The 24,051-nt window shown below is 44.4% G+C and carries 22 protein-coding genes; 15 read left to right on the forward strand and 7 right to left on the reverse strand.

Annotation, left to right across the window (positions count from 1 at the left end; translation table 11 throughout):
* Window positions 1-72: 72 nt before the first annotated feature.
* Complete coding sequence (locus tag MUK70_RS23015; protein WP_234603440.1) at window positions 73-990, reverse strand: PfkB family carbohydrate kinase; 918 nt, start codon at window positions 988-990, stop codon at window positions 73-75.
* 185 nt (window positions 991-1,175) lie between these two features.
* Between MUK70_RS23015 and MUK70_RS23020 the strand changes: the two genes are divergently transcribed.
* Genes MUK70_RS23020 through MUK70_RS23030 form a run of 3 tightly spaced genes read left to right on the forward strand, consistent with a single transcriptional unit; the run spans window position 1,176 to window position 4,098 of the window.
* Window positions 1,176-1,562: a DUF5618 family protein gene (locus MUK70_RS23020; RefSeq protein WP_234655299.1), complete on the forward strand. Its 387-nt coding sequence runs from the start codon at window positions 1,176-1,178 to the stop codon at window positions 1,560-1,562.
* Between the two features lie 32 nt (window positions 1,563-1,594).
* The gene (gene cysS / locus MUK70_RS23025) at window positions 1,595-3,097 is read left to right on the forward strand and encodes a cysteine--tRNA ligase (RefSeq protein ID WP_234655300.1); all 1,503 of its coding nucleotides are present in this window, start codon (window positions 1,595-1,597) and stop codon (window positions 3,095-3,097) included.
* Between the two features lie 2 nt (window positions 3,098-3,099).
* Window positions 3,100-4,098: a M28 family peptidase gene (locus MUK70_RS23030; RefSeq protein ID WP_234655301.1), complete on the forward strand. Its 999-nt coding sequence runs from the start codon at window positions 3,100-3,102 to the stop codon at window positions 4,096-4,098.
* Between the two features lie 2 nt (window positions 4,099-4,100).
* On the opposite strand, the gene pbpC is transcribed toward MUK70_RS23030, so the two are convergent.
* Complete coding sequence (gene pbpC / locus MUK70_RS23035; RefSeq protein WP_234655302.1) at window positions 4,101-6,398, reverse strand: penicillin-binding protein 1C; 2,298 nt, start codon at window positions 6,396-6,398, stop codon at window positions 4,101-4,103.
* 105 nt (window positions 6,399-6,503) lie between these two features.
* On the opposite strand from pbpC, the gene glpK reads away from it, so the two are divergent.
* The 6 genes from glpK (at window position 6,504) to MUK70_RS23065 (ending at window position 14,256) form a co-directional block, all read left to right on the forward strand.
* Window positions 6,504-8,009 carry a glycerol kinase GlpK gene (gene glpK / locus MUK70_RS23040; RefSeq protein WP_234655303.1) on the forward strand — a complete coding sequence of 502 codons (1,506 nt, stop codon included), beginning with the start codon at window positions 6,504-6,506 and terminating at the stop codon, window positions 8,007-8,009.
* Between the two features lie 131 nt (window positions 8,010-8,140).
* Window positions 8,141-8,950, forward strand: coding sequence for a 3'-5' exonuclease (locus MUK70_RS23045; RefSeq protein ID WP_233855060.1), 810 nt, complete (start codon window positions 8,141-8,143; stop codon window positions 8,948-8,950).
* A 104-nt stretch (window positions 8,951-9,054) separates the two neighbouring features.
* Window positions 9,055-9,408, forward strand: a complete 354-nt coding sequence (gene nuoK, locus MUK70_RS23050; RefSeq protein ID WP_026629568.1) for an NADH-quinone oxidoreductase subunit NuoK — start codon at window positions 9,055-9,057, stop codon at window positions 9,406-9,408.
* A gap of 30 nt (window positions 9,409-9,438) precedes the next feature.
* Window positions 9,439-11,355: an NADH-quinone oxidoreductase subunit L gene (nuoL, locus tag MUK70_RS23055; RefSeq protein WP_234655304.1), complete on the forward strand. Its 1,917-nt coding sequence runs from the start codon at window positions 9,439-9,441 to the stop codon at window positions 11,353-11,355.
* 47 nt (window positions 11,356-11,402) lie between these two features.
* Window positions 11,403-12,851: a complex I subunit 4 family protein gene (locus MUK70_RS23060; protein WP_234655305.1), complete on the forward strand. Its 1,449-nt coding sequence runs from the start codon at window positions 11,403-11,405 to the stop codon at window positions 12,849-12,851.
* Window positions 12,852-12,858: 7 nt separating this feature from the next.
* Window positions 12,859-14,256, forward strand: a complete 1,398-nt coding sequence (locus MUK70_RS23065; RefSeq protein WP_234655306.1) for an NADH-quinone oxidoreductase subunit N — start codon at window positions 12,859-12,861, stop codon at window positions 14,254-14,256.
* 11 nt (window positions 14,257-14,267) lie between these two features.
* Here the strand turns inward: MUK70_RS23065 and MUK70_RS23070 are convergent, their stop codons facing one another.
* The gene (locus tag MUK70_RS23070) at window positions 14,268-15,191 is read right to left on the reverse strand and encodes an alpha/beta hydrolase (protein ID WP_234655307.1); all 924 of its coding nucleotides are present in this window, start codon (window positions 15,189-15,191) and stop codon (window positions 14,268-14,270) included.
* A 361-nt stretch (window positions 15,192-15,552) separates the two neighbouring features.
* On the opposite strand from MUK70_RS23070, the gene MUK70_RS23075 reads away from it, so the two are divergent.
* From MUK70_RS23075 to MUK70_RS23095, 5 genes are all read left to right on the forward strand, one after another.
* Window positions 15,553-16,326 carry an alpha/beta fold hydrolase gene (locus MUK70_RS23075; protein WP_234603457.1) on the forward strand — a complete coding sequence of 258 codons (774 nt, stop codon included), beginning with the start codon at window positions 15,553-15,555 and terminating at the stop codon, window positions 16,324-16,326.
* Window positions 16,327-16,410: 84 nt separating this feature from the next.
* The gene (locus tag MUK70_RS23080) at window positions 16,411-17,082 is read left to right on the forward strand and encodes a CBS domain-containing protein (RefSeq protein WP_234603459.1); all 672 of its coding nucleotides are present in this window, start codon (window positions 16,411-16,413) and stop codon (window positions 17,080-17,082) included.
* Window positions 17,083-17,172: 90 nt separating this feature from the next.
* Window positions 17,173-18,048, forward strand: coding sequence for an NAD kinase (locus MUK70_RS23085; protein ID WP_234603461.1), 876 nt, complete (start codon window positions 17,173-17,175; stop codon window positions 18,046-18,048).
* A gap of 11 nt (window positions 18,049-18,059) precedes the next feature.
* Entirely contained in the window at window positions 18,060-19,073 is a 1,014-nt protein-coding gene (locus MUK70_RS23090; protein WP_234655308.1) for a dipeptide epimerase, read from the forward strand.
* A gap of 19 nt (window positions 19,074-19,092) precedes the next feature.
* A complete protein-coding gene (locus tag MUK70_RS23095; RefSeq protein WP_234655309.1) occupies window positions 19,093-20,196 on the forward strand; it encodes an aminotransferase class I/II-fold pyridoxal phosphate-dependent enzyme in 1,104 nt (367 codons plus the stop codon).
* A gap of 5 nt (window positions 20,197-20,201) precedes the next feature.
* Here the strand turns inward: MUK70_RS23095 and tatC are convergent, their stop codons facing one another.
* Together tatC and pdhA are read right to left on the reverse strand one after the other, a co-directional pair.
* A complete protein-coding gene (gene tatC, locus MUK70_RS23100; protein WP_234655310.1) occupies window positions 20,202-21,071 on the reverse strand; it encodes a twin-arginine translocase subunit TatC in 870 nt (289 codons plus the stop codon).
* A gap of 137 nt (window positions 21,072-21,208) precedes the next feature.
* Window positions 21,209-22,240 carry a pyruvate dehydrogenase (acetyl-transferring) E1 component subunit alpha gene (gene pdhA / locus MUK70_RS23105; RefSeq protein ID WP_234603470.1) on the reverse strand — a complete coding sequence of 344 codons (1,032 nt, stop codon included), beginning with the start codon at window positions 22,238-22,240 and terminating at the stop codon, window positions 21,209-21,211.
* A gap of 127 nt (window positions 22,241-22,367) precedes the next feature.
* Here pdhA and recF point away from each other — a divergent pair, with 127 nt between their 5' ends.
* Window positions 22,368-23,471: a DNA replication/repair protein RecF gene (recF, locus tag MUK70_RS23110; protein ID WP_234655311.1), complete on the forward strand. Its 1,104-nt coding sequence runs from the start codon at window positions 22,368-22,370 to the stop codon at window positions 23,469-23,471.
* On the opposite strand, the gene MUK70_RS23115 is transcribed toward recF, so the two are convergent.
* Window positions 23,468-23,749, reverse strand: a complete 282-nt coding sequence (locus tag MUK70_RS23115; protein ID WP_234655312.1) for a type II toxin-antitoxin system RelE/ParE family toxin — start codon at window positions 23,747-23,749, stop codon at window positions 23,468-23,470. The genes recF and MUK70_RS23115 overlap by 4 nt on opposite strands.
* Window positions 23,709-23,978, reverse strand: a complete 270-nt coding sequence (locus MUK70_RS23120) for a hypothetical protein (protein ID WP_234655313.1) — start codon at window positions 23,976-23,978, stop codon at window positions 23,709-23,711. Before MUK70_RS23120 ends, MUK70_RS23115 begins: the two co-directional genes overlap by 41 nt.
* Between the last annotated feature and the right edge of the window lie 73 nt (window positions 23,979-24,051).

Genomic DNA, 24,051 nt, shown 5'->3' on the forward strand with positions numbered 1-24,051 from the left:
TTAATAAAAAACAAGTCTACAAGCAAGAATAAAAACTTCTCAACTCATAGACTCATAAACTCTTTAAACTTATTATTGAATTTCGAAACTTGACAAATTTACAAAATCCTGAACCCTCGCATTAATCTCTTCTTGTGTAAGATTCACAATGCGCTCAGTTCCAAATTTCTCCACGCAGAACGACGCCATAGCAGATCCATATATAATGGCACGTTTCATGTTTTCAAACGAAATGTCATCCGTGCTGGCCAGATAACCGATAAATCCGCCTGCAAATGTGTCCCCGGCGCCGGTTGGGTCAAAAACTTCTTCCAAAGGCAATGCCGGTGCGAAGAAAATCCTGTCTCCCTGGAACAACAATGCGCCGTGTTCTCCTTTTTTAATGATCAATGTCGTTGGTCCCATTTCAAGGATTTTTTTCGCAGCTTTCCGCAACGAATATTCACCTGAAAGCTGGCGTGCTTCCTCGTCATTGATTGTAATCAGGTCGACCATTTTCAAAACCGCTTTCAGATCGTCCATCGCAATGTTCATCCAAAGGTTCATCGTGTCGAGCATAATGAGCTTCGGACGCGTGGTCATGCGCTCGATAATCAGTTTTTGCGTTGCAGGAACCGTGTTTCCTAACATTAAGAACGTCGTTCCCTGGTAAGATTCCGGAATGATGGGATCGAAATGCTCCATCACATTCAGTTCCGTCACAAGCGTGTCGCGGGTGTTCATATCCTCATGATATTTCCCCGACCAGAAGAATGTTTTCCCGTCCTGTACGATTTCAAGTCCTTCTGTATTAACGCCGTGATCCTGCAAAAGGGAGATCATTTCATCGGGAAAGTCGCCACCGACAACGGCCACGAGATTGTTTTCTTTGGTGAAATATGATGCTGCTAGTGTGATGTAAGTGGCCGCACCGCCGATAATTTTATCTGTTTTTCCAAAAGGTGTTTCGAGCGCATCGAAAGCGACAGATCCTACGGTTAATAAACTCATAAATTAGTATTGTATTGATTTTAAGATAGTTTCAAACTAGGCCTTCTTCGCAAAAGCGCTGCGAAGATAATCAAAACGCCCGAATAGCATCCGGCCCGCATTGTATTATGCCAAACTGTTTAACTCTATCATCGGTTATTTGCTATTTTTGTAAAATTTACCACTTTCACCACTAGCACATAACTATGGAAGCAATAAGCGAAGCCAGAAGGCACATTGATAATGCAAAGGATTTTTTGAGCAACAATGCTAAGAAGCAGGATGGCATGTATCAGGACAAAAAATATGTCAAGATTGCAGGACACACAGCTTACACCGGCATCTTGTTGGCATTGAATGAATTATTAGGCGAGAAAAATAAAAAAACTCCGAAAAGCGTGGAGTGGTATCAAATGGAACTTAGCAAGGTTGACAAAAGCCTGTTGTCCAAGTTTACAACAGCGTATCAAGTTTTGCACATTGATATGGGTTATCAGGGAAGCAAAAGTGCCAAGCTAGCGTCCGTAGGACTTGAAGAAGCAGAAAAAATCATCAAGTGGGTCGAAACCCGGCTTGAAAAGACACAACATTAATAGAATCAGTTTTTAAGAAAGTAAAAACATAGATGACCGCGCAAACTTTCCAGCCGCTTAGAATATTCAATACACTTACCCGTAAAAAGGATGTATTTGTTCCGATTGCCCCTCCCTATGTCGGCATGTATGTCTGCGGTCCCACGGTCTACAATAATGTTCACTTAGGAAACATCCGCACGTTTTTATCTTTTGACATTCTCTACAGATATCTGACGCACATCGGATATAAGGTTCGCTACGTGCGCAACATTACGGATGTGGGACATTTGGTGGGCGATGGCGATGAAGGTGAGGACAAAATCGGTAAAATGGCGAAGCTGCAAAAGCTTGAACCTATGGAAATCGTGCAGCGCTATACGAATGATTTTCACGACGTCTCGGCCACATTTAATTTAATCCCGCCGAGCATTGAGCCCACTGCAACCGGACATTTGATTGAACAAATTGAAGCGGTTAAAACATTAATAGAAAAAGGCGCGGCTTACGAATCCAACGGCTCTGTTTATTTCGACATTAATAAATATCAGGCTGACGGAAATGAATATGGCAAGCTTTCTGGCCGTATTATTGAGGATCTTCTGAACGAAACCCGCGAGCTGGATGGTCAGGCTGAAAAGCGCAATCCGTTGGATTTTGCACTTTGGAAAAAGGCCAGTCCTGAGCACATTATGCAATGGGATTCTCCCTGGGGAATGGGCTTTCCGGGCTGGCATTTGGAATGTACTTGCATGAGCGGCAAGTATTTAGGCAAACAATTCGACATTCACGGCGGAGGTATGGATTTAAAATTCCCGCACCACGAATGCGAGATCGCGCAAGGTAAATCGCTCACAAATGAGGAACCCGTGCGTTACTGGATGCACACCAATATGCTGACAGTGAACGGACAGAAAATGTCCAAATCGCTGAACAACTCATTTTTGCCCGCCGAGCTTTTCTCCGGAAGCCATCCATTATTAGATCAGGCTTACAGTCCAATGACCGTGCGCTTTTTCATGCTGCAAAGTCAATATCGCAGCACGCTTGATTTTTCCAATGAAGCATTGAAGGCTGCGCATAAGGGTTATAAAAAATTGGCAAATGGTTTGAGAAATGCGAAACTGCTTTCCTATGTGCACGAAGAAGGCGTAAGCATTGACGAGACCAAGAAAATCGAAATTGAAAAAGCCATTGAAGGTTTCTATGGAGCCATGAATGACGACCTGAATACATCGGTTGCATTCGCAAATCTTTTCAATTTGCTTAAATACATTAATATGCTCAACATGGGCCAGCTTAAATCGGCTGCGCTTGGAGAAGAGACATTCAATGCCTTGAAAAGCAATTTTGTTACTTTTTTCGAGGATGTTTTAGGCTTGAAAGAAGAAGTCAGCGAAGGTTATGCGATCCTCGACGGCATGCTGAAATTGTATCGCGAATATAAATTATCAATGAACTACGAAAAAGTAGACGAAATCCGTTCTTACTTCAAAAACCAGGGACTGGTAATCCGCGACTCCAAAACGCGTATTGACTGGGCCTACGAAGAGTGATTATGAAAAAGTTACCCCTATTATTGTTTGTTTTCGTGCTGGCTTACGGCTGCAAAACCAAAGACAGTTCCGAACAAGCAGCTGAACAGGCTCCGGCACTTGTGAAAAGCCCAGCATTCAGTGAAGATTCGGCTTATCAGTTCGTGCAAAAGCAGGTTGATTTCGGACCAAGAGTCCCTAATACAAAGCAGCATGATGCTTGCGGGGACTTTTTGGTAGCAAAATTAAAAGCTTACGGACTTCAAGTTACTGAGCAAACTTTCAAAGACACAACTTTTGATAACACGATTCTGAATGGCCGAAATATCATAGGCAGCTTTAATCCAACGGCTTCAAAGCGTATTTTGCTCGCAGCACACTGGGATTCACGACCATTCTCTGATCAGGATTCATTAGTTAAAGACAAGCCTGTGCTGGCCGCCAATGATGGCGCGAGCGGCGTAGGAATTCTTTTAGAAGTTGCACGAGTGCTTTCTTCACAAAAACCGGCTCCTGAAATCGGCGTTGATATTATTTTCTTTGATGCAGAAGACTGGGGAAATTCAGAAAAGGCAGGTGATGAATATGGCGGTTTCTGCCTGGGCTCCCAATATTGGGCAGCTAATAAGCACACCCCTAATTACACGGCTTACTTTGGAATTCTGCTGGATATGGCTGGCGCAAAAGGTGCGACATTCTTCAAGGAAGGTTATTCTGTTCAAATGGCTGAAAGCGTTGTAAACTCGGTTTGGAATACGGCCAGCAGATTGGGTTACAGCAATTTCTTCATCAACGAAAGAGGCGGTTCGATCACAGACGACCATTTGGCAGTGAATAAAATCGCCAAAATCCCGATGATCGACATCATTCACACGAAGCCAAACAACATGTCAAAAACATTCTTTGACCAATGGCACACGAACGATGACACCATGGAACACATTGATCCTAAGACATTAAAGGCTGTTGGGCAAACGTTGATCCAGGTTGTATATCAAGAGGCGGAAGGCCAGGCGCTTTAACATTACATCTTCTTTACGGTCACCCAGATATTTGCGTTTCGGCCTTTGTCGTCGCTGCACGAAATCTTGACTCTGCCCAGCGGAAGGCTTACAAAAACGCTTTCATGCGGAGCGGATTTTTTGCTCAGCTTATCATTAATATACCAAAAAACTTCCTGCACATCATTGGAAGTCTGGCAGGCCAGCTGGATCTGCTGTGGCTCGTCGGGGCGTAAATAATATTCACTTCCGTCATTCGGACTTACTATTAAAGGCGGACCTTCATGGAAAACGCGCTCACAATCAGGGTTATGCGGCGGGATCTTTTGGTAAGGGATTTTTTGCAGCTCATTATAAGCGATCAACTCCGGTGCCAGATTAGCATAAGCCCGTTTCTCAAATCCGTTTTCAGGAATGCAGTAAGTGCAGTAGGAGATTTTGCCGGTTTTATCTGTAAAAACCCATCTCAAATGCTGACACTTTTTGTAAGCAGACACTCCTGTAATGTATTGATCCAGAATTTGGTGCGTGCAAAACTCAGATGGAATATCGCCGCTGGCTGCACAAACTTTTCTTAGCGAAACATTGGCCGGCGTTTGATACCAGCCCTTTGGCGAATTGTAATCCAGAGCATTAAAAATCGAAAACAATAACGGCGTGGCCGTATTCGCACCGCTGAGTTCCGGAACGCCTTCGCCGGAAAAGTTACCAACCCAAACGCCTATTGTATATCTGCGGTTGTAACCAATGCTCCACGCATCCCGCTTGCCATACGAAGTGCCCGTTTTCCAGGCGATTTTCGGCAAATGATAAGTGTTATCAAAGTTCGTGGGCAAGTCAGGGCGGGTGATTTGGGTTAAGATATTGGTTAATAAATAGGCTGCCTCGGGGGAAATGATGGGCGTTCCTTTTTTGTCCAAAGCCGTTTCGGATGTGTAACGCAAGCGTTTCAGCTCGCCTTCATTAGAGAATGCTGCAAATAACCGCGTCAATTCTTCCAATGTTACGCCGCAGCCGCCGAGAATCATGGAAAGCCCGAGATCTTTGGCTTGTTTGTCAATAGTTTTAAATCCGGCTTTTCGCAGTTTCGAAATCAAAAAGGGCGTGCTCACTTCCTTTAATATCTTCACCGCCGGAATGTTCAGGGAATTGGCCAATGCGAACTCCGTGGTAACCGGACCATTAAAGTGCTGGTCAAAGTTCTCAGGCTCATAACCGCTAAAATTACTCGGAACATCATTTACAATGTTCTTCGGCGTGATCAATCCCTGGTCAAATGCTGCGGCATAAAGCAATGGTTTTAAAGTGCTCCCCGGCGAACGAACCGCTTTTACGCCGTCCACCTGACCGCCATCAAACGGATTATTAAAATCCGCCGAGCCAATGTAAGCCTCCACTTCCATCGTCTCGTTATTGACCACCAGCACCGACGCATTATGAATGTTCATCATTTTGCGCCGGTTAATGTAGTTTTTGACCTGCTCCTCGATTTGGTTTTGTAGCTGAATTTTAAGCTGACTGTGAATCACCGGCTGGTCGGGATGCTCTTTTTTTAATCTTAATGCTAAATGCGGAGCCAGTTTGGGCGCTTGCAAGCGCTTTATGACCAAAGGCTCATTCAATGCATCCTGAATAATATTTTTATCAAAAACCTGCTCTTCCCCAAACCGGCGCAACCATTCATTTCGGGCAATAACCAAAGCTTCATTACGCGCTCCGGGCCGCAAACTGGAAGGTCGGTTTGGCACAATGGTTAATGCCGTAATTTCCGACAAGCTGAGCAACTGAGGCGGTTTACCAAAATAGAGTAATGAAGCCGCTTTGATTCCTTCAATGTTCCCGCCATAAGGCACCAGATTGAGATACATTTGCAAGATCTCCGCTTTGGAATAATGCAGTTCAAGCTGCAATGCGCGGTGGATTTCGAGAATTTTGTTCAAATAAGTGCGTTTTCTTGGCTCGATCAACCGCACAACTTGCATCGTGATTGTAGAGGCGCCGGAAGTTCTTCGGCCACTGAAAACATTGCGAACGCCAGCTCGCACGATTGCAAATGGATTCACGCCGGGATGCGAATAAAAATATTGATCTTCCTTATAAATCAATGTCTTTCGAAGCAGCGGCGTGATTTCTGAAACACTCGCATACAAGCGCCATTTATCATCTTTACTCAAAAAAGCATGGATCACATTGCCTTTGTGATCGGTAATCTGCGTCGCATAACTGATCTTGGGCTGGAAAGGAAAGCTGAAATCGAGGATTAGAAACAAACAAACGGCGGACAGCACGGCCAGTCCTGCTATTTTGAATTTACGCTTCATTTCCGGAATGTGTGGGAGGGTTCATTTTGGTTCTGATTTGTCCAGATCAGGTAATTTTCCCTAATTACTGACTTTATTGCAAAAAAAGCCAATCAAAATACCACCATGTCGAAATACGTCGCCGCCATTGACCAGGGAACCACCAGCACGCGTTGCATACTTTTCAATCATCAGGGAAATATTGTTTCGGTAGGACAAAAGGAACACGAACAAATTTACCCGCATCCGGGCTGGGTAGAGCATAATCCGACCGAAATCTGGAAAAATACATTGGAGGTGATTGCTATTGCACGGATCAATGTGTCGGCAACGGCGGCGGACATTGCGGCCATTGGCATTACAAATCAACGGGAGACAACGGTTGTCTGGAACAAGCGGACGGGCAAGCCTTACTATAATGCTTTGGTCTGGCAAGATACGCGGACGACGGAACTTGTAGCAAAATATGAGCGCGAAGGCGGCCTGAACCAGTTTCGCGACATTACCGGATTACCCGTTTCGACCTATTTCAGCGGCCTTAAATTAAAATGGCTTCTGGACAATGTCGAAGGCATCCGTGAAGACGCGGAGAAAGGTGAAGCCATTTTTGGAAACATGGACACATTCCTGATCTGGCATCTTACTGGCGGAACGCATGGAGAAGGCGGCATTCATGTAACCGACGTCACCAATGCAAGCCGCACGCAACTTATGAACCTCAAAACATTACAGTGGGATAAGGAAATGCTAACGGCTTACGACATTCCGGAAAATATGCTGCCTGAAATCAAAAGCAGCAGTGAAATTTATGGTTATGTCAATAATGAAATCCTGCCTGGCGTGCCGGTTGCAGGTGATTTAGGCGATCAGCATGCTGCATTGGTCGGACAAACTTGCTTTGAGCCGGGCATGGCGAAAAACACTTACGGAACCGGCTGCTTCCTGGTGATGAACACGGGTAACGAACTTAAAACTTCTGAAAACGGCTTGTTAACGACCATTGCTTATAAATTTGGTGATAATCCGGTTCAATATGCATTGGAAGGCAGTGTCGCGGTAACCGGTGCGTTGGTGCAATGGGTTAGGGACAATTTGGGTTTAATACAAAAAAGCAGTGACATTGAAAAACTGGCAAAAACCGTTGAAGACAACGGCGGAGCCTATTTTGTACCGGCATTTTCAGGCTTATATGCACCTTACTGGCGCAATGACGCGCGGGGTGTCATTGCTGGGTTAACACGATATGTCAACAAGGGCCACATTGCAAGGGCTGTTTTGGAGGCAACTGCTTATCAGACCGTGGATGTTGTTCGCGCCATGGAACAGGATTCCGGCATTAAGCTTGCTTCACTCCGTGTTGATGGCGGCATGGTGTTGAACGAGCTCTTAATGCAATTTCAATCCGACATTCTCAATACGCAAGTCGTATCACCGGCAATAGCAGAAACAACAGCACTTGGCGCTGCATACGCCGCTGGTCTGGCAGTTGGTTATTGGAAAAACACCGACGAATTAAAGCAAAACTGGGCCATCGCCCACACCTGGAACCCAGACATGCCCGACGAATCCAGGGATAAATTTTATAAAGGCTGGCAGAAGGCGGTTACCAAATCTTATGGCTGGATGGATTAAGACTGATTTATAACCGAGCCCACCCATTCAAATTTTTAACTTTTTTATAATCTGTATAAACTAACCTCTTTCTTGCGGTATCTTAGGTTTAGGCGTAACTTCACGGCTCGAAAATCAAATTTGAGTGCCTTATGCATACCCTCCGTCTGAAAAAGCCGCTTGCTTTTTTTGATCTTGAAACAACCGGAGTCAACATCGTCCGCGACCGTATTGTTGAGATATCTGTCGTAAAGGCACTTCCTAATGGCGAAACCGAAATTCGCACAAGAAGGATTAATCCCGAAATGCCTATTCCGCTGGAAAGCAGTCTGATACATGGCATTTATGACGAGGACATTAAGGATGCACCAACATTCAAAGGCATCGCCAAAAATCTTGCAACATTTCTTGAAGGATGCGATCTGGCTGGTTTTAATTCCAATCGGTTTGACATTCCCATGCTTGTGGAAGAATTTCTGCGCGTTGGTGTTGAATTTGATATGAAGAATCGCCGGACTGTTGATGCGCAACGCATTTACCACATGATGGAGCCCCGGAACCTTGGCGCAGCTTACAAATTCTATTGTGGAAAAGAGCTTTTGAATGCGCACAGCGCAGAAGCCGATACGATTGCAACATTCGAAGTTTTGCAGGGACAAATTGCTCGCTATGAAGGCGTCAAAGTCGTTGATTCACATGGCGTTGAAACCGAGCCTATCAAAAATGATGTGGCTGCATTGCACGAGCTTACGGCTTCTAAATTGATCGATTTCGCTGGTCGTATGACTTATAATGATAAAGGTGAGGAAGTTTTCAATTTTGGTAAACACAATGGCAAACGTGTCTTGGATGTTTTGAAAAATGAGCCTTCTTTCTTTGACTGGATCATGAAAGGTGAATTTCCCTTAGATACCAAAAGAAAACTTACCGAGATTAAACTGAGGGCATTAACCCAGCGATGACATAATCGTTGCGAACTAACTTGAGTAAGCGGTATTTATGTCTATTTTTGCCGGAAATCTATTTTTGACTATTTTAACCGAATATCCAACCAGGTAAACCTGCTATGATCCCAAACCCTAACATTCCAGAGGTCAATATACCAGCGGTTATTCAGAACATTCCACTTCAACATTATCTAATACTCAGCACTTTACTTTTTGTAATTGGCATTATCGGCGTCTTGACGCGTCGGAATGCGATCATCATTTTCATGTCTGTGGAATTGATGCTAAATGCTGCGAACTTGCTTCTTATCGCGTTTTCTTCATACAGATCTGACCCTTCCGGGCAGGTTTTTGTGTTTTTTATCATGGCTGTTGCCGCTGCGGAAGTGGCTGTGGGGCTTGCAATCATCGTAATGATCTATCGAAACACAAGAAATACGGATATTGGATTTCTCAACAAATTGAAGTGGTAAGCATCCGCCCATAAAGATTAAATATTAAACATGTCTGCATCATTACTCATTCTGATTCCACTTTTACCCCTGATTGGTTTCCTGATCAACGGAATCGGATTTAAGACCATACCCAAAGGCGCTGTCGGCATTATCGGAACATTGGCTGTTGTGGCGAGTTTCGTGCTGTCACTTATGACATTTAATGCGTTTTTAGTAGCTGGAAGTCAGCCTGTTATCGTGCCGCTTTTCGACTGGATCACGGTTGGGAACCTTAACATTCCGTTCTCTTTCCAGGTTGATCAGCTTTCGCTTTTAATGCTCATGATCATTACCGGAGTTGGTTCACTGATCCACATTTATTCCATCGGCTACATGCATCATGACGAGGGTTTTGGTAAGTTTTTCGCTTATCTGAACCTGTTTTTGTTCTTCATGTTGCTGCTTGTCCTGGGTTCCAATTATGTGATCATGTTCATTGGCTGGGAAGGCGTTGGATTGTGTTCTTACCTGCTGATCGGGTTTTGGAATAAAAATACAAACTACAATAATGCTGCTCGTAAAGCATTCATCATGAACCGGGTAGGAGATTTGGGATTCTTACTTGGGATTTTCACGATCATTACCACATTCGGTTCGGTTGAATATCTTGAGGTTTTCAGCCAAGCAACGGATTTTGAAATCGGCGATCCGGTGATCATCACCATTACATTGTTCCTGTTTATTGGTGCAATGGGAAAATCGGCTCAGATTCCTTTATATACTTGGTTACCAGATGCGATGGCAGGTCCAACGCCTGTTTCCGCATTGATTCACGCTGCAACCATGGTTACGGCTGGGATTTATATGGTGATTCGTTCCAATGTCCTCTATTCGCTGGCTCCTTCCACATTGGAAATCGTCGGCATTATTGGCGCGGCGACTGCATTGTTTGCGGCTTCCATTGGTCTTTTACAAAATGACATTAAGAAAGTGCTGGCTTATTCGACTGTGAGTCAGCTGGGTTATATGTTTATGGGCTTGGGCGCAATGGCTTATTCGGCTTCCATGTTCCATGTTATTACCCATGCATTTTTTAAAGCATTGTTGTTTTTAGGCGCAGGAAGCGTGATTCACGCCATGTCCGACGAGCAAGATATTCGTTCCATGGGTGGCTTGCGGAAAAAGCTGCCGATCACATTCCTGACATTCCTGATTGCAACCATCGCAATTTCCGGGATTCCGCCATTTGCTGGGTTTTTCTCCAAAGATGAAATTCTTGCGCACGTTTTTGAACACAACAAACTGCTTTGGGTGATCGGGGTTTTAGGCTCACTGATGACTTCATTTTATATGTTCCGATTGCTGTTCCTTACCTTCTTTGGAACATTCCGCGGCACGCATGAGCAGGAGCATCATTTGCACGAGTCGCCTGCTTCGATGACGATTCCTTTGGTTATTTTGGCAGTTTTATCAGCATTAGGCGGTTTTATCGGTGTTCCGGAAGCATTGCATGGCACGCATCATCTGGCTGAGTTCATGAGTCCGTTGTATGATGCCTCGCGTCAGGTTAATCCTGCGGCTTTCTTGCCAACGGAGCTTTCACATTCGGAAGAATATTTGCTCATGGGCGTTTCTGTGGCTGTGGCGTTGGTTTCGGCGGTTGTGGCTTATGTTATGTATGTGCAAAAAGCATCCGTTCCCGCTCCGGATTCTCAGCCAAAATCAGCATTGCAAGGTTTGGTTTACAACAAATATTATGTCGATGAGCTTTACGACAATGTTTTTGTGAAGCCGATCAAAACTTTATCCAATATCCTTTACAGTTTCGGAGAATTTTTCATTGATCTTGTGGTGAATGCTTTTGTCCGACTGACGCAGTTTTTAGCAGGACTTTTGAAAAAAACACAGACAGGATCCACGGGAGACTATGTTTTTGCCATGGTTTTAGGCATGGTGATCATCTTGTTCTGGAAGCTTTTACTTTGATCATTAAAATCCGTTCACCATTTGTTGCTGACCGTTGACTTGAAAATATGCTTACTCTTCTTTTAATACTTTTACCCATTGCCGCAGGCGTTCTTACGCTTCTTTCGGGCGAACGCCTGGCGAAGCAAGTTGCTTTGGTGAGCGGTCTGGCCGTTCTCGGCGTTGCCATTGCTGCCTGGCTGCAATTTGATCCGGCTGCGGGCACGCAATTCAGCTTTAAATATGCTTGGCTGGCATCGGGAGGCATTTCCTTCGCTGCCGGGATCGACGGGATCAGTTTGGTTCTCGTTCTGCTTACGACATTTCTGACACCACTTATTATCCTTTCTGCATTCAATCACGATTACAGAAAACCCGCTTCCTTTTATTCCCTGATCTTGTTCATGGAAGCCGCATTAATCGGCGTTTTTACGGCTACGGATGCATTTTTGTTTTATCTGTTTTTCGAAGCGGCACTTATTCCGGTCTATTTCCTTGCGGCCATCTGGGGTGGCGAGAATCGTTTAAAAGTCACATTCAAGTTCTTCATTTACACCATCTTCGGGAGTTTGTTAATGTTGGTTGGCCTGGTTTATTTGTATTACCAAACTCCCGGCACGCATACTTCCGAGATCACCGCATTTTACGCATTACAGCTTAGCAAGCAGGTTCAGGGCTTTATTTTCTGGGCATTCTTCATTGCTTTTGCGATCAAAATGCCACTTTTCCCTTTCCACACCTGGCAACCAGACACTTATACAGAATCCCCTACGCCAGCGACCATGCTGCTTTCAGGGATTATGCTGAAAATGGGGGTTTACGGTTTGATCCGTTTTTTGCTCCCAATCGTCCCGGGCGGGATGGAGGTTTGGGGCACAATGGCGATGGTCCTATCGGTTATCGGCATTATTTACGGTTCCATCATAGCCATCCAGCAAAGTGATATGAAGCGGTTAATCGCTTATTCTTCCTTTGCGCACGTTGGCTTAATGGCGGCAGGGGTTTTCTCTTATTCCATCAATGGATTACAGGGAGCGCTTATTCAAATGCTGGCGCACGGAATCAATGTAATCGGCTTGTTTTTTATCATTGACATTATTTATTCCCGCACCAAAACGCGCTATCTGGATCAGCTGGGCGGCATTACGCAGAGTACGCCGCATTTGAGCGTTTACTTTATGATTTTGCTGCTGGGAAGCGTTGCCCTTCCGCTGACGAATGGTTTTGTGGGCGAATTCCTGCTATTATCGAGCGTTTTCCAATATGACGGCTGGCTGGGTGCCATTGCCGGTCTTACCATCATTTTAGGGTCGGTTTATATGCTGCGCCTTTTTCAAAAATCCATGTTCGGGCCTCGTTCCAAATGGGTTGAAGGTTTTCAGGATCTTACCATGAGCGAGCGCGCTGTGCTTTTGCCGTTGGTTATCATGGTTTTCTGGATTGGCATTTATCCCAACACGTTTCTGAAATTAACAGAGCCAGCTGTAAGTCAACTTTTACAAATGGTTAATAACTAGTCAAAATATGTATCCCATTATATTGTTGTCTGTTCTTGGCATCGTAACCCTGTTTTTGGGCTTTTCGAAATCAAAGAATATTTTGCTTCCTGCCGTGTTATTCTTCCTCGTTCTTGCCCTAGCCAGCAATTTCGTGGAATGGAACAAAGGCCCGTTGCTTTATTTTTATGACATGCTGCGCGTTGACAATCTGACACTTGCATTCAATGGCATTGTCTTGCTATCCGCATTTATGATCGTGGCCATTTCAGGAGGTTTTCAAGACAACCCGGATTCAGAGCCGGCAGAATATTTTGGATTAATGCTCTTTTCGCTTGTGGGAGCGCTGATGATGATCGGATTTGAACACATGATCATGCTTTTTATAGGTGTTGAAATCTTGTCCGTTGCGATGTATATTCTGACAGGAAGCAACAAACGAAATCTTCGTTCGAATGAAGCTGCATTGAAATATTTCCTGATGGGCGCGTTTGCAACAGGCTTTATGCTTTTTGGAATTACATTGATTTATGGAGCAACCGGATCATTCAAAATCGCCCATATTCAAGGTTTTGCATCCAACATTCAGGCAAACAGCCAGCCTTACATTCTATATGCGGGCTTATTGCTTTTGTTAATTGGAATGCTTTTCAAAGTTTCAGCAGCGCCTTTCCATTTCTGGACGCCGGATGTTTACGAAGGCGCTCCGACGATTTTCACAACATTCATGTCAACAATCGTCAAAACGGCTGGTTTTGCTGCACTTTTTAGATTGTTAAGCACTTCTTTCAGTGGTATTTACAGTTTCTGGTGGGTTGTTATCGCTGCCATTGCTGTGCTCACATTGCTTGTCGGGAACATTGGTGCAACGAGTCAGAACAGCTTCAAACGAATGCTGGCTTACTCGGGAATTTCACATGCCGGTTATATGCTTATTGCATTGACTGCATTGACCAAACCATCGCAAAGCGCCATCGTATTTTATTCGTTTGCTTACTCGCTTTCAACCATTTGCGCATTTGGCGTTTTAATGTTGGTTTCAAAAGAAAAGACATTCGAAGGACAGCCTAACGAGCGCTACGAGGCATTTAATGGTCTGGCAAAACAAAATCCTTTGCTCGCATTCGTACTGGCGGTTTCGATGCTGTCATTGGCGGGGATTCCGTTAACAGCCGGTTTTTGGGGTAAATTTTTCATCTTTACGAGTGCAGCGGACAGAGGGATCATCTGGATCACAGTCGTTGCCGTTTTGATGTCGGCGGTTGGGATTTACTATTATTTCCGTGTAATTATCGCTTCTTATTTAAGAGAAGGAGATATGATCAAAATCCGCGTCGCACCATTTTATCAATTGATTTTATTGCTTGCCACGTTCCTGACAATTCTCTTCGGACTTGCTCCGGGTATATTCGAGGGCCTGATATAAATCACCTGTAATTAGTTCGGTGGTAAAAAATCGTTGACGCTCATCCAATGCAGGCAGCGACCAAACCATTCATTCAGACCAGGCGTCTCGGGATAGCCATGCTCCCCTTTCGAATAAATGTGCATGTCCGTCGCAACGCCATTGGCATTGAGCGCCTCATAGAATTTAATGCTATTTAAAACAGGCACAACGGTGTCATCCCCGGCGTGTGTGAGGAACGCGGGCGGCGTTGTTTTCTTTACTTGCAGCTCGTTTGAAAAATACCTGACCTTTTCAGCCGTAGGCGACGCACCTAATAGATTGCTGCTGGAACCCTTATGACCGATTTTATCCAGTAAACTGATCACAGGATAAACCAGAATCATAAAATCAGGGCGGAGGATGGTCTTTTCAGGATTGTCAATGAATGTGCTGTCATAATGTGTCCCGGCCGTTGCTGCCAGGTGGCCGCCTGCCGAAAAGCCCATGATCCCAATTTTTGCCGGATCTATTTTCCACTCCTTTGCACGCTCCCGCACCGTCTTAATGGCTTGCTGCGCATCCTGCAACGGGCCGAGGGACTTATCCTTCATGGTCTTGTCGTCGGGCAACCTGTATTTCAATATAATGGCAGCGATTCCCGACTTGTTCAATTCCCTGGCGATCCTGTAACCTTCCCATTCCATCACCAGCACGCCGTAACCGCCACCGGGGCACACGATCACCGCCGACCCATTGGCTGTTCCCGCGGGAGGCAAAAAGACGGTTAATGTTGGCTTGGACACCTTTCTGATGACCTGATCTTTGCTGCTTTCTTCATCAGGCCCCGCAATCGCGTTCGGGACTTTGCCTGGATAAAGCGGCATGACAGTCTGGGCGGCAGCTGAAAATGCCCAGAAAACCAGTAATAAACACATGAAATCCAATCTTGTGACAAATGTTTTTTGGCGCGTCATATTAAATATTTATGTTTTAATATTTTTCTAATCAGGATAACTGTAAAATGTAACTAAATTTCGATTACACTTGCCTTTGTCCAATTGAAGCAATTGAAAGCATCTTTTTACCTGTCACCGGAAAGTTTACGCCATAGCAGCCACTTCCGCAAGGAGATAAACCAAATTGCACCATTCTATGTTATATTTCCGGTTTTGACATTATTAATATAATATTTACAAGAAAATAGAATTTGCTTTGTTACTTTATATCTGTTTTCGATAAAAAAAATTAACTAGTTTTGTAGCTTATGGAAATCATGCACTAGTTTCTTTGATGCGTTATAATTCGTCCATATCATAATAATTTCAAAATAACAGAATGAAATATACAGTACATGCAGAAGGCAGGTTTCATTTTATCGACGAGGGAAAAGGCGAAACATTACTGCTTTTGCATGGCCTTTTCGGTGCATTGAGCAACTGGGACGGCATCATTGATCATTTTTCAAATCGTTACCGCGTCATAATTCCCCTACTTCCTATTTATGAACTGCCTCCGCGCGAGGCCGGATTGGAAGCGCTCCTTGCATTTCTGGAAGACTTTGTAATATTCAAAAACCTCACCAATGTTACTGTAATTGGCAACTCACTGGGCGGGCATATTGGATTATTATATACTTTAAAGAACCAGCAGAACGTTCATAAGCTGGTTTTAACAGGAAGTTCTGGCTTGTTTGAAAATTCAATGGGCGGCTCTTTCCCAAAACGGGGCAGCTACGATTACATCAAAGAACGCGTTGCTTACACATTCTACGATCCGAAGGTGGCCACAAAAGATCTGATCGACGAGGTTTTTGAGACAACATCGAGCATTCCGAAATGTATGAGCATTGTAGGCATCGCCAAATCGGCGCAACGCCATAATCTTGCCAAAGACCTGCATGAGATCAATGTTCCGACATTGCTGGTCTGGGGATTGAACGACACCATTACGCCGCCGCATGTCGGCTACGAATTCAACAGGCTTATTGCTGGTTCGGAGTTATATTTTATAGATAAATGCTGCCACGCGCCAATGATGGAACAGCCAAACGAATTCAATGTGATACTGGAAAGCTTTTTGGAAAAAAACGTTTCTGTGCCCGTTGCCTGAATATTTTCTGAGGGAATTTCTTTTGGTACGAAAGTTGTTACATATATAGTTTTTTTATAGATTCGAAAAATGACGGACTGAAATATGCTTGCTGCTACCCTGATTAATCCAATGATCCCTGTTCTGAAACTGACCGATTCGGTGAGTACAGCACTGGACTGGATGGATGAATTCAGTGTAAAACAGCTTATTGTTGCAGATTCGGGCGTTTATCAGGGTATTGTATCCGAAGATATCCTGTTTGATGTAACTGACAATTCCGATCCGCTCGCGAGGATCATAATCCAGCACAAAGATATTTTCGCTGGTGAAGATCAGCATCCCTACGAACTTTTGCGGCTGGTAAACCAGTTTGGCTTGCAGATTATCCCCGTGTTGCATGAAGACCGGAGTTTTGCAGGAAGCATTTTGGTGAATGATCTGATCGAACATTTCGTAAATGAACTCGGTGTTCAGGAAAAAGGAGCCGTCATTGTGCTTAAAATCGCGGAACGCAGCTATTCGCTTTCCGAAATCAGCCGTTTGATAGAATCCAACGGAACAAAGGTCCTGAGCAGCTATTATTCGTCAGGAGAAACTTACAATCCGTTGAATGAAGCAAGGCTTACATTAAAGCTCAACCGGACGCATATTACCCCTATCATCGCTACACTCGAGCGTTTCGGCTACGAGATTGAAGAAGCACACGCCAACGATCCCATCGAAAGCGTCGATCAGGAGCGTTTGGATATGCTTTTGAGATATCTTGCCACCTGATTTCTTCACATTACTTCTTATGCCGCTATTTTGAATCGGCATATTTGCGCGTATCTTTCGGAAGAAACAAGATGATCTACTTTTTCTTCCATGAAAATAGCCATTCACGGACGCAACTTTAATGAGTCCGCCCGTCCGTTCATTGAAAATATGTTCAGTGAGCTGTCTCGCCGGAAAGTTGAAGTCCAGCTCTCCAAACCCTTTCGGACTTTTTTGGATCAGAACGGGATCACGCACTACTCCGAGCTTGTATATGAGAAACCCGACGAACTATTTGACGCGCGATTGATCGTAAGCATGGGTGGGGACGGCACATTGCTTGAAACCATTTCAAACGTGGGAAAAAGACAGATTCCGGCCATAGGGATCAATGTAGGCCGCCTTGGCTTCCTGGCCACTGTTCCGCCCGAACGGATCACCGATATGATCCAGGCGCTCGAAAACAGCCAGTACAGGATTGACGAAAGAACGCTCGTAGAAATAGAATCCAACATTGATTTGTTCGACGGTCAGAATTTTGGTTTGAATGATTTCACGATCACCAAAACCGATACTTCATCGATGATCACCGTTCATACATACCTGAATGATGAATTTTTGAATTCTTACTGGGCCGACGGCCTGATAGTCTCCACACCAACCGGTTCAACGGGCTATTCGCTCAGTTGCGGAGGCCCGGTGCTCGTTCCGCACTCCCAAAACTTCATCATCACACCCATCAGCCCACATAATTTGAACGTTCGTCCTCTGGTTGTGGAAGATACTGCGGTGATCAGGCTCGAAGTGAAGAGCCGTAGCAACAACTTTCTGGTTTCCTTAGATGCAAGATCAAGGGTTGTTGATGAAAACACCTTGCTCACCGTAAGAAAAGCCAGCTTCATGGCACGATTAATAAAGATGCGTGATGACAGTTTCCTGAATACATTACGGAATAAATTATCCTGGGGACTGGATATGCGGAATTAACACGATCACGGATGCAACTTATCTTTCACACATTTGACCTGCAACACAGGCACACCTTCACCATTGCACACGATTCCCGCGACGTCCAGCCGACATTAATCGTAGAGCTGCGTGACGGTGACCTAAGCGGCTTAGGCGAAGCTACAAGCAACCCATACTATGGCATTACGATTCAGAATATGATCGAATCGATGGAAGCAGCGAAAGATGTCATTGAAAACGGCGCATATAGCAGCGCGGATGAACTTTGGAGTTTAGTTCACCCTCTTCTTGAATCGAATTCTTTTGCACAATGCGCTTTGGACGAAGCCGCGCACGATCTTTTCGCTCAAAAGAAAAATCAGAAGCTTTATCAAGCATGGGGATTGAATATTGAAAAAATACCGCTCACCAATTTTACGATCGGCATCGATACGGTTGAAAGAATGGTGTCGAAAATGAAAGAACTTCCCTGGCCGATTTATAAGATCAAATTAGGAACCAACGAAGACCTTCGTATCGTGTCAGAACTGCGCAAGAATACCAATGCGCTTTTTCGTGTAGACGCTAATTGTGCCTGGACAGCTGAGCAGACTATTGCATTGGCTCCGGAACTGAAAAAGTTGGGAGTTGAGTTTATCGAACAACCGCTCGCAGCAAACGACATAGTAGGAATGAAAAAAGTGTATGCTGAATGTGCACTTCCTGTCATTGCGGATGAGAGCTGTATTATCGAAAGTGATGTGAAAGCCTGCCAGGGATTATTTCATGGGATCAATATAAAGCTTACGAAATGCGGCGGCCCTACTGCTGCAAAAAGGATGATTGCCGAGGCTAAAAGCCTTGGAATGAAAACAATGATCGGTTGTATGACCGAGACAAGTGTTGGCATTTCCTCCATCGCTCATTTTTTGCCTTTGTTGGATTATGTGGATATGGACGGATCATTATTAATCAAAAATGATCCGGCTTCCGGGGTAACTTTCGATTACGGAAAAATTATCTTCCCAAACCGCAATGGCTCCGGCGCAATGCTCAATGCCTGACTTTGACTTCCAATTATAAGTGAAGATCTTTCAAACTAACCATCTTCCCGGCAGAACAGTACAAACGAGTGACGGCTCGGAATATCTCTGGTTCAGCGGAACAGATTACCTCGGAATGGGTCACGACGAAAGCTTTCGTAGTTACTTGCAGGAAGGGATTGACGCATACGGGCTACATTTTGGAGCGTCGCGAAACAACAGTCTGAGACTCGATATTTACGAAGAGGCCGAGTTGCACCTAGCCAACTGGATAGGTACCCCCACCTCCCTACTCATCTCTTCCGGCATGTGGGCGGGCCAGCTCGTAATGAAGTGTATAGAAAACATTGTGCATTTTACCTCATCTACATCCTCCGTTCAATATCATTATGCACCGAAAGCACACCCTGCGATCTGGGGAAACAACCTGAAAATTTCCGGCGATCATTGGATTGACTGGGCATATCAAGTCATTGATGAAATAATTCATTCATCAACAAATACAGCGCACGTTATATGCACAGATGCAATCGGTTCTCCAATGGTGGAAGCGTTCGACTTTTCGGTTTTTGCGAATTTGCCTTCTGGAAGAAACATTTGGATTGTTGTTGATGCATCGCACACATTAGGTGTTCACAAAACCTTTGGAAAGGACATTTACCAATTGATTGAGGGATCTGGAAAAGCCAATGTAATTATGGTTTCTTCGCTGAACAAAGCACTGGGCATTCCCGGGGGCGTAATAGCTTGTGAGCGTTCCACATATGATTTACTTCACAACGCGCCATGGTTTGCAGGCGCCTCTCCGCCAGCACCCGGCTATATCTATGCGCTGTCGAAACTTCTGGAAACGAATCGTTTTGCAAACGTGCATACAATGCTTTCGGCCAATATTGATTACTTCAATCAGAAACTAATCGCTCAGGACCTTTTTGTATGCGCTCCCGGCTATCCCGTCTTTTGCAGCCGAAATCCACTTCTTTTCGACCATTTACTTGGCGAGCAGATCATGACCTCCTGCTTTTCCTATCCAAGCGCCAACGATACTCCGGTAACCAGAATCGCCATCAGCGCAATCCATCAAAAAGAAGACCTCAACCGATTGGCTGAGGTCTGTAATAGTTTTAAGTCTTCGTTTCTCTAAAAATCTCAGCCTTCTGCCGAATTAGCCAAAGCTTTTTCCTCCGCTATCTTTTCTCTTTCCACCTTGCCTGCAACCAAAATACTCAGTTCATAAAGCAGGAACAAGGGAATAGCCACGATTACCTGGCTGTAAATGTCTGGGGATGGGGTGATTACAGCTGCTACAATCAGGATGACGATCATCGCGTGTTTCCTGTATTCCCGCATAAAAGCAGGCGTCAGTACACCCACTTTTGCGAGGACGTAAACCACGATTGGAAGTTGGAAGGCGATTCCGCAAGCCAGTGTAAGCGTTGCAACCAGGGAAATATAGGAAGATAAACTGAATTCGTTAATGATAGACGGATCTAATGTGAAATTTGCTAAAAAGTTGATAGCCAAAGGGGTTACAATATAGTACCCGAAAAATACGCCTGAGAAGAAAAGAAATGTCACATAAAATACGGCTCCTCTTGCCGAGCGCCTTTCTGCCGGCCTTAGCCCCGGTTTGATAAACCGCCACACTTCCCAGAATGCATAAGGAAACGCGAAAACCAGACCTGCAATGACAGCAGAAGTCATACTCATTGTAAACTGGTCCCCTACGCCAATTGCCTGCAATTTAAAGTTCAACGCCTTGATACACAACTCATCATACTGAACTTTGTCTGCAAGCTTACATAGCATTCGATAAGTCCAGAAATCGGGCTGTGAAGGTGCTATGATCACATAATGGTAAATTTCTTTGATGTAAACAAAAGCCAGAATTGCAAAAACAAGAATAGATCCACCTGCCCGAATCACATGCCATCTTAATTCTTCAAGATGCCCGATAAATGACATCTCCTTGCCAACTTCTTCGTCTTCTTCGCTTTCTAAGTCCTGGTCTAGGGGCATATTCTTATATTATTACTAAAATTCTATTTACGTAAAAAAACAGGAACAAGATTGTTCTGTAATTGCAAAAGCCGAATTTACTTAAAAAACCCGTCGAAATAATCCGGCGGGTTTTTTTTAAATTGCTTTATAACTGATCAATCCATTACAAAAGGATAGTCATTCTCTACATAAACATCGGTGTAGGCCTCCTTCGGATCGGGGAACTCTGAATCTTCCGCAAATTGAACGGATTCGGCAACAATGTCTTTGACTTTCTTATCAATGTTTTCCAGATCCTCTTCTGTTGCCAGCTGATTTTCCAGGATCACCGCACGAATCTGCTCAATTGGATCGCGGTGCTTGTATTCTTCTACTTCTTCCTTAGAACGATATTTCTGAGGATCGGACATCGAGTGGCCTCTGTAACGGTAAGTCCTGAATTCCAGGAATGTAGGTCCTTCACCGCTTCTCGCACGCTCGGCTGCTCTGCCAACTGCTTCGTGAATGGCTTCAACGCTCATGCCGTCAACAGGCTCAGAAGGAATATCGTATGCTTCACCCAATGTGTAAAGCTCCGTTACATTGGACGACCTTGCAACCGAAGTTCCCATTGCATATCCGTTGTTTTCAACAACGAAAATAACAGGCAATTTCCAGCTCATCGCCATGTTCAATGCTTCGTGAAATGCACCCTGACGAATTGCTCCATCACCGAAATAGCAAATGCAGATGTTTCCGGTTTTGTTATATTTCTCAGCAAAAGCGATTCCTGCTCCCAAAGGAATTTGCGCACCAACAATTCCGTGGCCCCCTACAAAGCCTTTTTCTTTATCAAAAATGTGCATGGATCCACCTTTTCCTTTGGTAGTCCCTGTTTTCTTTCCGTAAAGTTCAGCCATGATCGCGTTAGGAGAAGTTCCTAATGCCAGCGGAATTCCGTGATCGCGGTAAGCAGTAATGTATTTGTCGCCTTGTTTAAGCGCAGTAACGGCCCCGGAAGAACAAGCTTCCTGGCCAATGTACAGGTGACAAAATCCTCTGATTTTTTGCTGACCGTATAATTGGCCGGCTTTTTCTTCAAAACGACGCTGTAAAAGCATATTCTCGAACCAGAACATGTATTGTTCTTTCGGATGCTGTAACTTCTTTGGGTCTGATTTTTTCTTTTTTTCAGTAACGGTGGCCATGTATTTGGTTCTCGTTTATAAAGACAGAACTTTGTCTTAAAGTTTGAGGTTTGAACAGAGTCTGTTTTTGCCGTACTCACGCATTAGATTTGCGAAAATAAGCATAAACTAAATAACAAAGAAGTTCATGTGGCTAGAAAAGCTCCATCTTACATACTTTAAAAGCTATGAAGAGAAAGCCTTCACCTTTGGGCAACATGTAAATTGTCTGGTTGGGGAGAATGGGAGTGGAAAAACGAACCTCCTGGACGCCATTTATTTTCTTAGTCTTACCAAAAGCGCTTTCCATAATCAGGATGCACTTGGTATCCGGCATACGGCTGATTTCTTTGTCCTGGATGGCATTTTTAACAATTCCGAAAAACATACGCAGATCACCTGTAGCATGCAGCGCGGCCAACGCAAAATATTCATGGCCGATAAAAAGAACTACGACCGGCTAAGCGATCACATAGGCCTTTTCCCATTGGTTCTGATCGCACCCAATGATACTGACCTGATCCGTGAAGGCAGTGAGGAGCGCAGACGTTTTTTTGACGGCGTTCTGGCACAAGCCGCTCCGGGTTATCTCACCGATTTTCTTCAATATAATAAGATCCTGAGTCAGCGAAACGGACTTCTAAAGCTTTTTGCAGAGCGGAATTATGTAGACGAAGACTTATTGGAAACCTATAATGAGCCGCTGATCATTCTTTCCCAGCGCATTCATAGTCACCGCAGCGCATTCATGAATCGGTTTGTGCCACTATTTTATAAAAATTACGATTTCCTGAGCAGCGGTCATGAACAAGTGGACGTGGTCTATGAAAGCGAGGTCGCAAGTGAAAACTTCCCAGCCGAATTTAGAAAGAACCGCGCCCGCGACTTGCATGCGCAGCGAACCGGAAAAGGTGTCCATAAGGACGAATACACTTTTGAAATCGACGGGGTGACGCTCAAAAAGTTTGGCTCGCAAGGCCAGCAGAAGTCTTTTTTGATTGCGTTAAAGCTAGCTCAATTCGAACTTCTGAAAGAAGAAAAAGAAAAAACGCCTATCCTGTTACTAGACGACATCTTCGACAAACTCGACGACCGCCGCATTCAAAAACTAATAGAACTAATCGACACCGGCTTCCTAGGCCAGGTCTTCATCACCGATGCACGGCCAGAACGTTCTCAGAAGATTTTAGAGAATGTGAAAGCGGATGTCCGGTTTTTTGAGATTGAGAAGGTGCTGCCGGGCAAAGATTAAACCTTCCTTCTCGAATCGATCAGGTTAAGGATCAAAACACTATTTTCAAATACAGTATAAAACAAGCTTTGGTGCTTGCCTAATACCAACTCGCGAACAGATGGCAATAAGGCGTAAGGTTTACCTAAAAAATGAAAACGTTCCCGGTTTTTCAAACTGGCTTCCAAATCATCTGTAAATTTTTCAGCACTTACTTCTCCCCAGGTATCATAAATGTAGGATACCGTTTCAGAGTAATTATCCTTTGCGAGCGGAGTCCATTTTATCTCGTAAGACACGCTTTACTTCTGTTAAGACATCGTTGTTGGAAATCAGTTGTCCTAATTCTGCTTGAAGTAAAGATTGGTTGAGTTCTTTGAGTAGTTCCGGAGAATTTGCGTCAATGCCGTTGTCCACGTTTTGATGTTCCATGAAGGAACGTATCGAAAGCAGTAAGTCTTCCATACGGTTTTCATCTACTTCGTTAACGAGTCGGATTACCTCAGATTTCAACTCCCGGTTGGACATAGAAAGCATTGTTTAAATGGCAATACTAAGACAAATCTACACATTAAAAACAAGAAAGCCAGACTGCTCGATC

Source organism: Dyadobacter chenwenxiniae (assembly GCF_022869785.1).
GTDB lineage: Bacteria > Bacteroidota > Bacteroidia > Cytophagales > Spirosomataceae > Dyadobacter > Dyadobacter chenwenxiniae.

Coding starts and splice junctions, on each gene's coding strand:
- nuoK (WP_026629568.1), top strand. CDS start 9,055: ATGATCCCAAACCCTAACATTCCAGAGGTCAATATACCAGCGGTTATT.
- MUK70_RS23065 (WP_234655306.1), top strand. CDS start 12,859: ATGTATCCCATTATATTGTTGTCTGTTCTTGGCATCGTAACCCTGTTT.
- glpK (WP_234655303.1), top strand. CDS start 6,504: ATGTCGAAATACGTCGCCGCCATTGACCAGGGAACCACCAGCACGCGT.
- MUK70_RS23120 (WP_234655313.1), bottom strand. CDS start 23,978: ATGTCCAACCGGGAGTTGAAATCTGAGGTAATCCGACTCGTTAACGAA.
- cysS (WP_234655300.1), top strand. CDS start 1,595: ATGACCGCGCAAACTTTCCAGCCGCTTAGAATATTCAATACACTTACC.
- MUK70_RS23045 (WP_233855060.1), top strand. CDS start 8,141: ATGCATACCCTCCGTCTGAAAAAGCCGCTTGCTTTTTTTGATCTTGAA.
- pdhA (WP_234603470.1), bottom strand. CDS start 22,240: ATGGCCACCGTTACTGAAAAAAAGAAAAAATCAGACCCAAAGAAGTTA.
- recF (WP_234655311.1), top strand. CDS start 22,368: ATGTGGCTAGAAAAGCTCCATCTTACATACTTTAAAAGCTATGAAGAG.
- MUK70_RS23075 (WP_234603457.1), top strand. CDS start 15,553: ATGAAATATACAGTACATGCAGAAGGCAGGTTTCATTTTATCGACGAG.
- MUK70_RS23060 (WP_234655305.1), top strand. CDS start 11,403: ATGCTTACTCTTCTTTTAATACTTTTACCCATTGCCGCAGGCGTTCTT.
- MUK70_RS23070 (WP_234655307.1), bottom strand. CDS start 15,191: ATGACGCGCCAAAAAACATTTGTCACAAGATTGGATTTCATGTGTTTA.
- MUK70_RS23015 (WP_234603440.1), bottom strand. CDS start 990: ATGAGTTTATTAACCGTAGGATCTGTCGCTTTCGATGCGCTCGAAACA.
- tatC (WP_234655310.1), bottom strand. CDS start 21,071: ATGCCCCTAGACCAGGACTTAGAAAGCGAAGAAGACGAAGAAGTTGGC.
- MUK70_RS23020 (WP_234655299.1), top strand. CDS start 1,176: ATGGAAGCAATAAGCGAAGCCAGAAGGCACATTGATAATGCAAAGGAT.
- MUK70_RS23090 (WP_234655308.1), top strand. CDS start 18,060: ATGCAACTTATCTTTCACACATTTGACCTGCAACACAGGCACACCTTC.
- nuoL (WP_234655304.1), top strand. CDS start 9,439: ATGTCTGCATCATTACTCATTCTGATTCCACTTTTACCCCTGATTGGT.
- MUK70_RS23085 (WP_234603461.1), top strand. CDS start 17,173: ATGAAAATAGCCATTCACGGACGCAACTTTAATGAGTCCGCCCGTCCG.
- MUK70_RS23080 (WP_234603459.1), top strand. CDS start 16,411: ATGCTTGCTGCTACCCTGATTAATCCAATGATCCCTGTTCTGAAACTG.
- MUK70_RS23030 (WP_234655301.1), top strand. CDS start 3,100: ATGAAAAAGTTACCCCTATTATTGTTTGTTTTCGTGCTGGCTTACGGC.
- pbpC (WP_234655302.1), bottom strand. CDS start 6,398: ATGAAGCGTAAATTCAAAATAGCAGGACTGGCCGTGCTGTCCGCCGTT.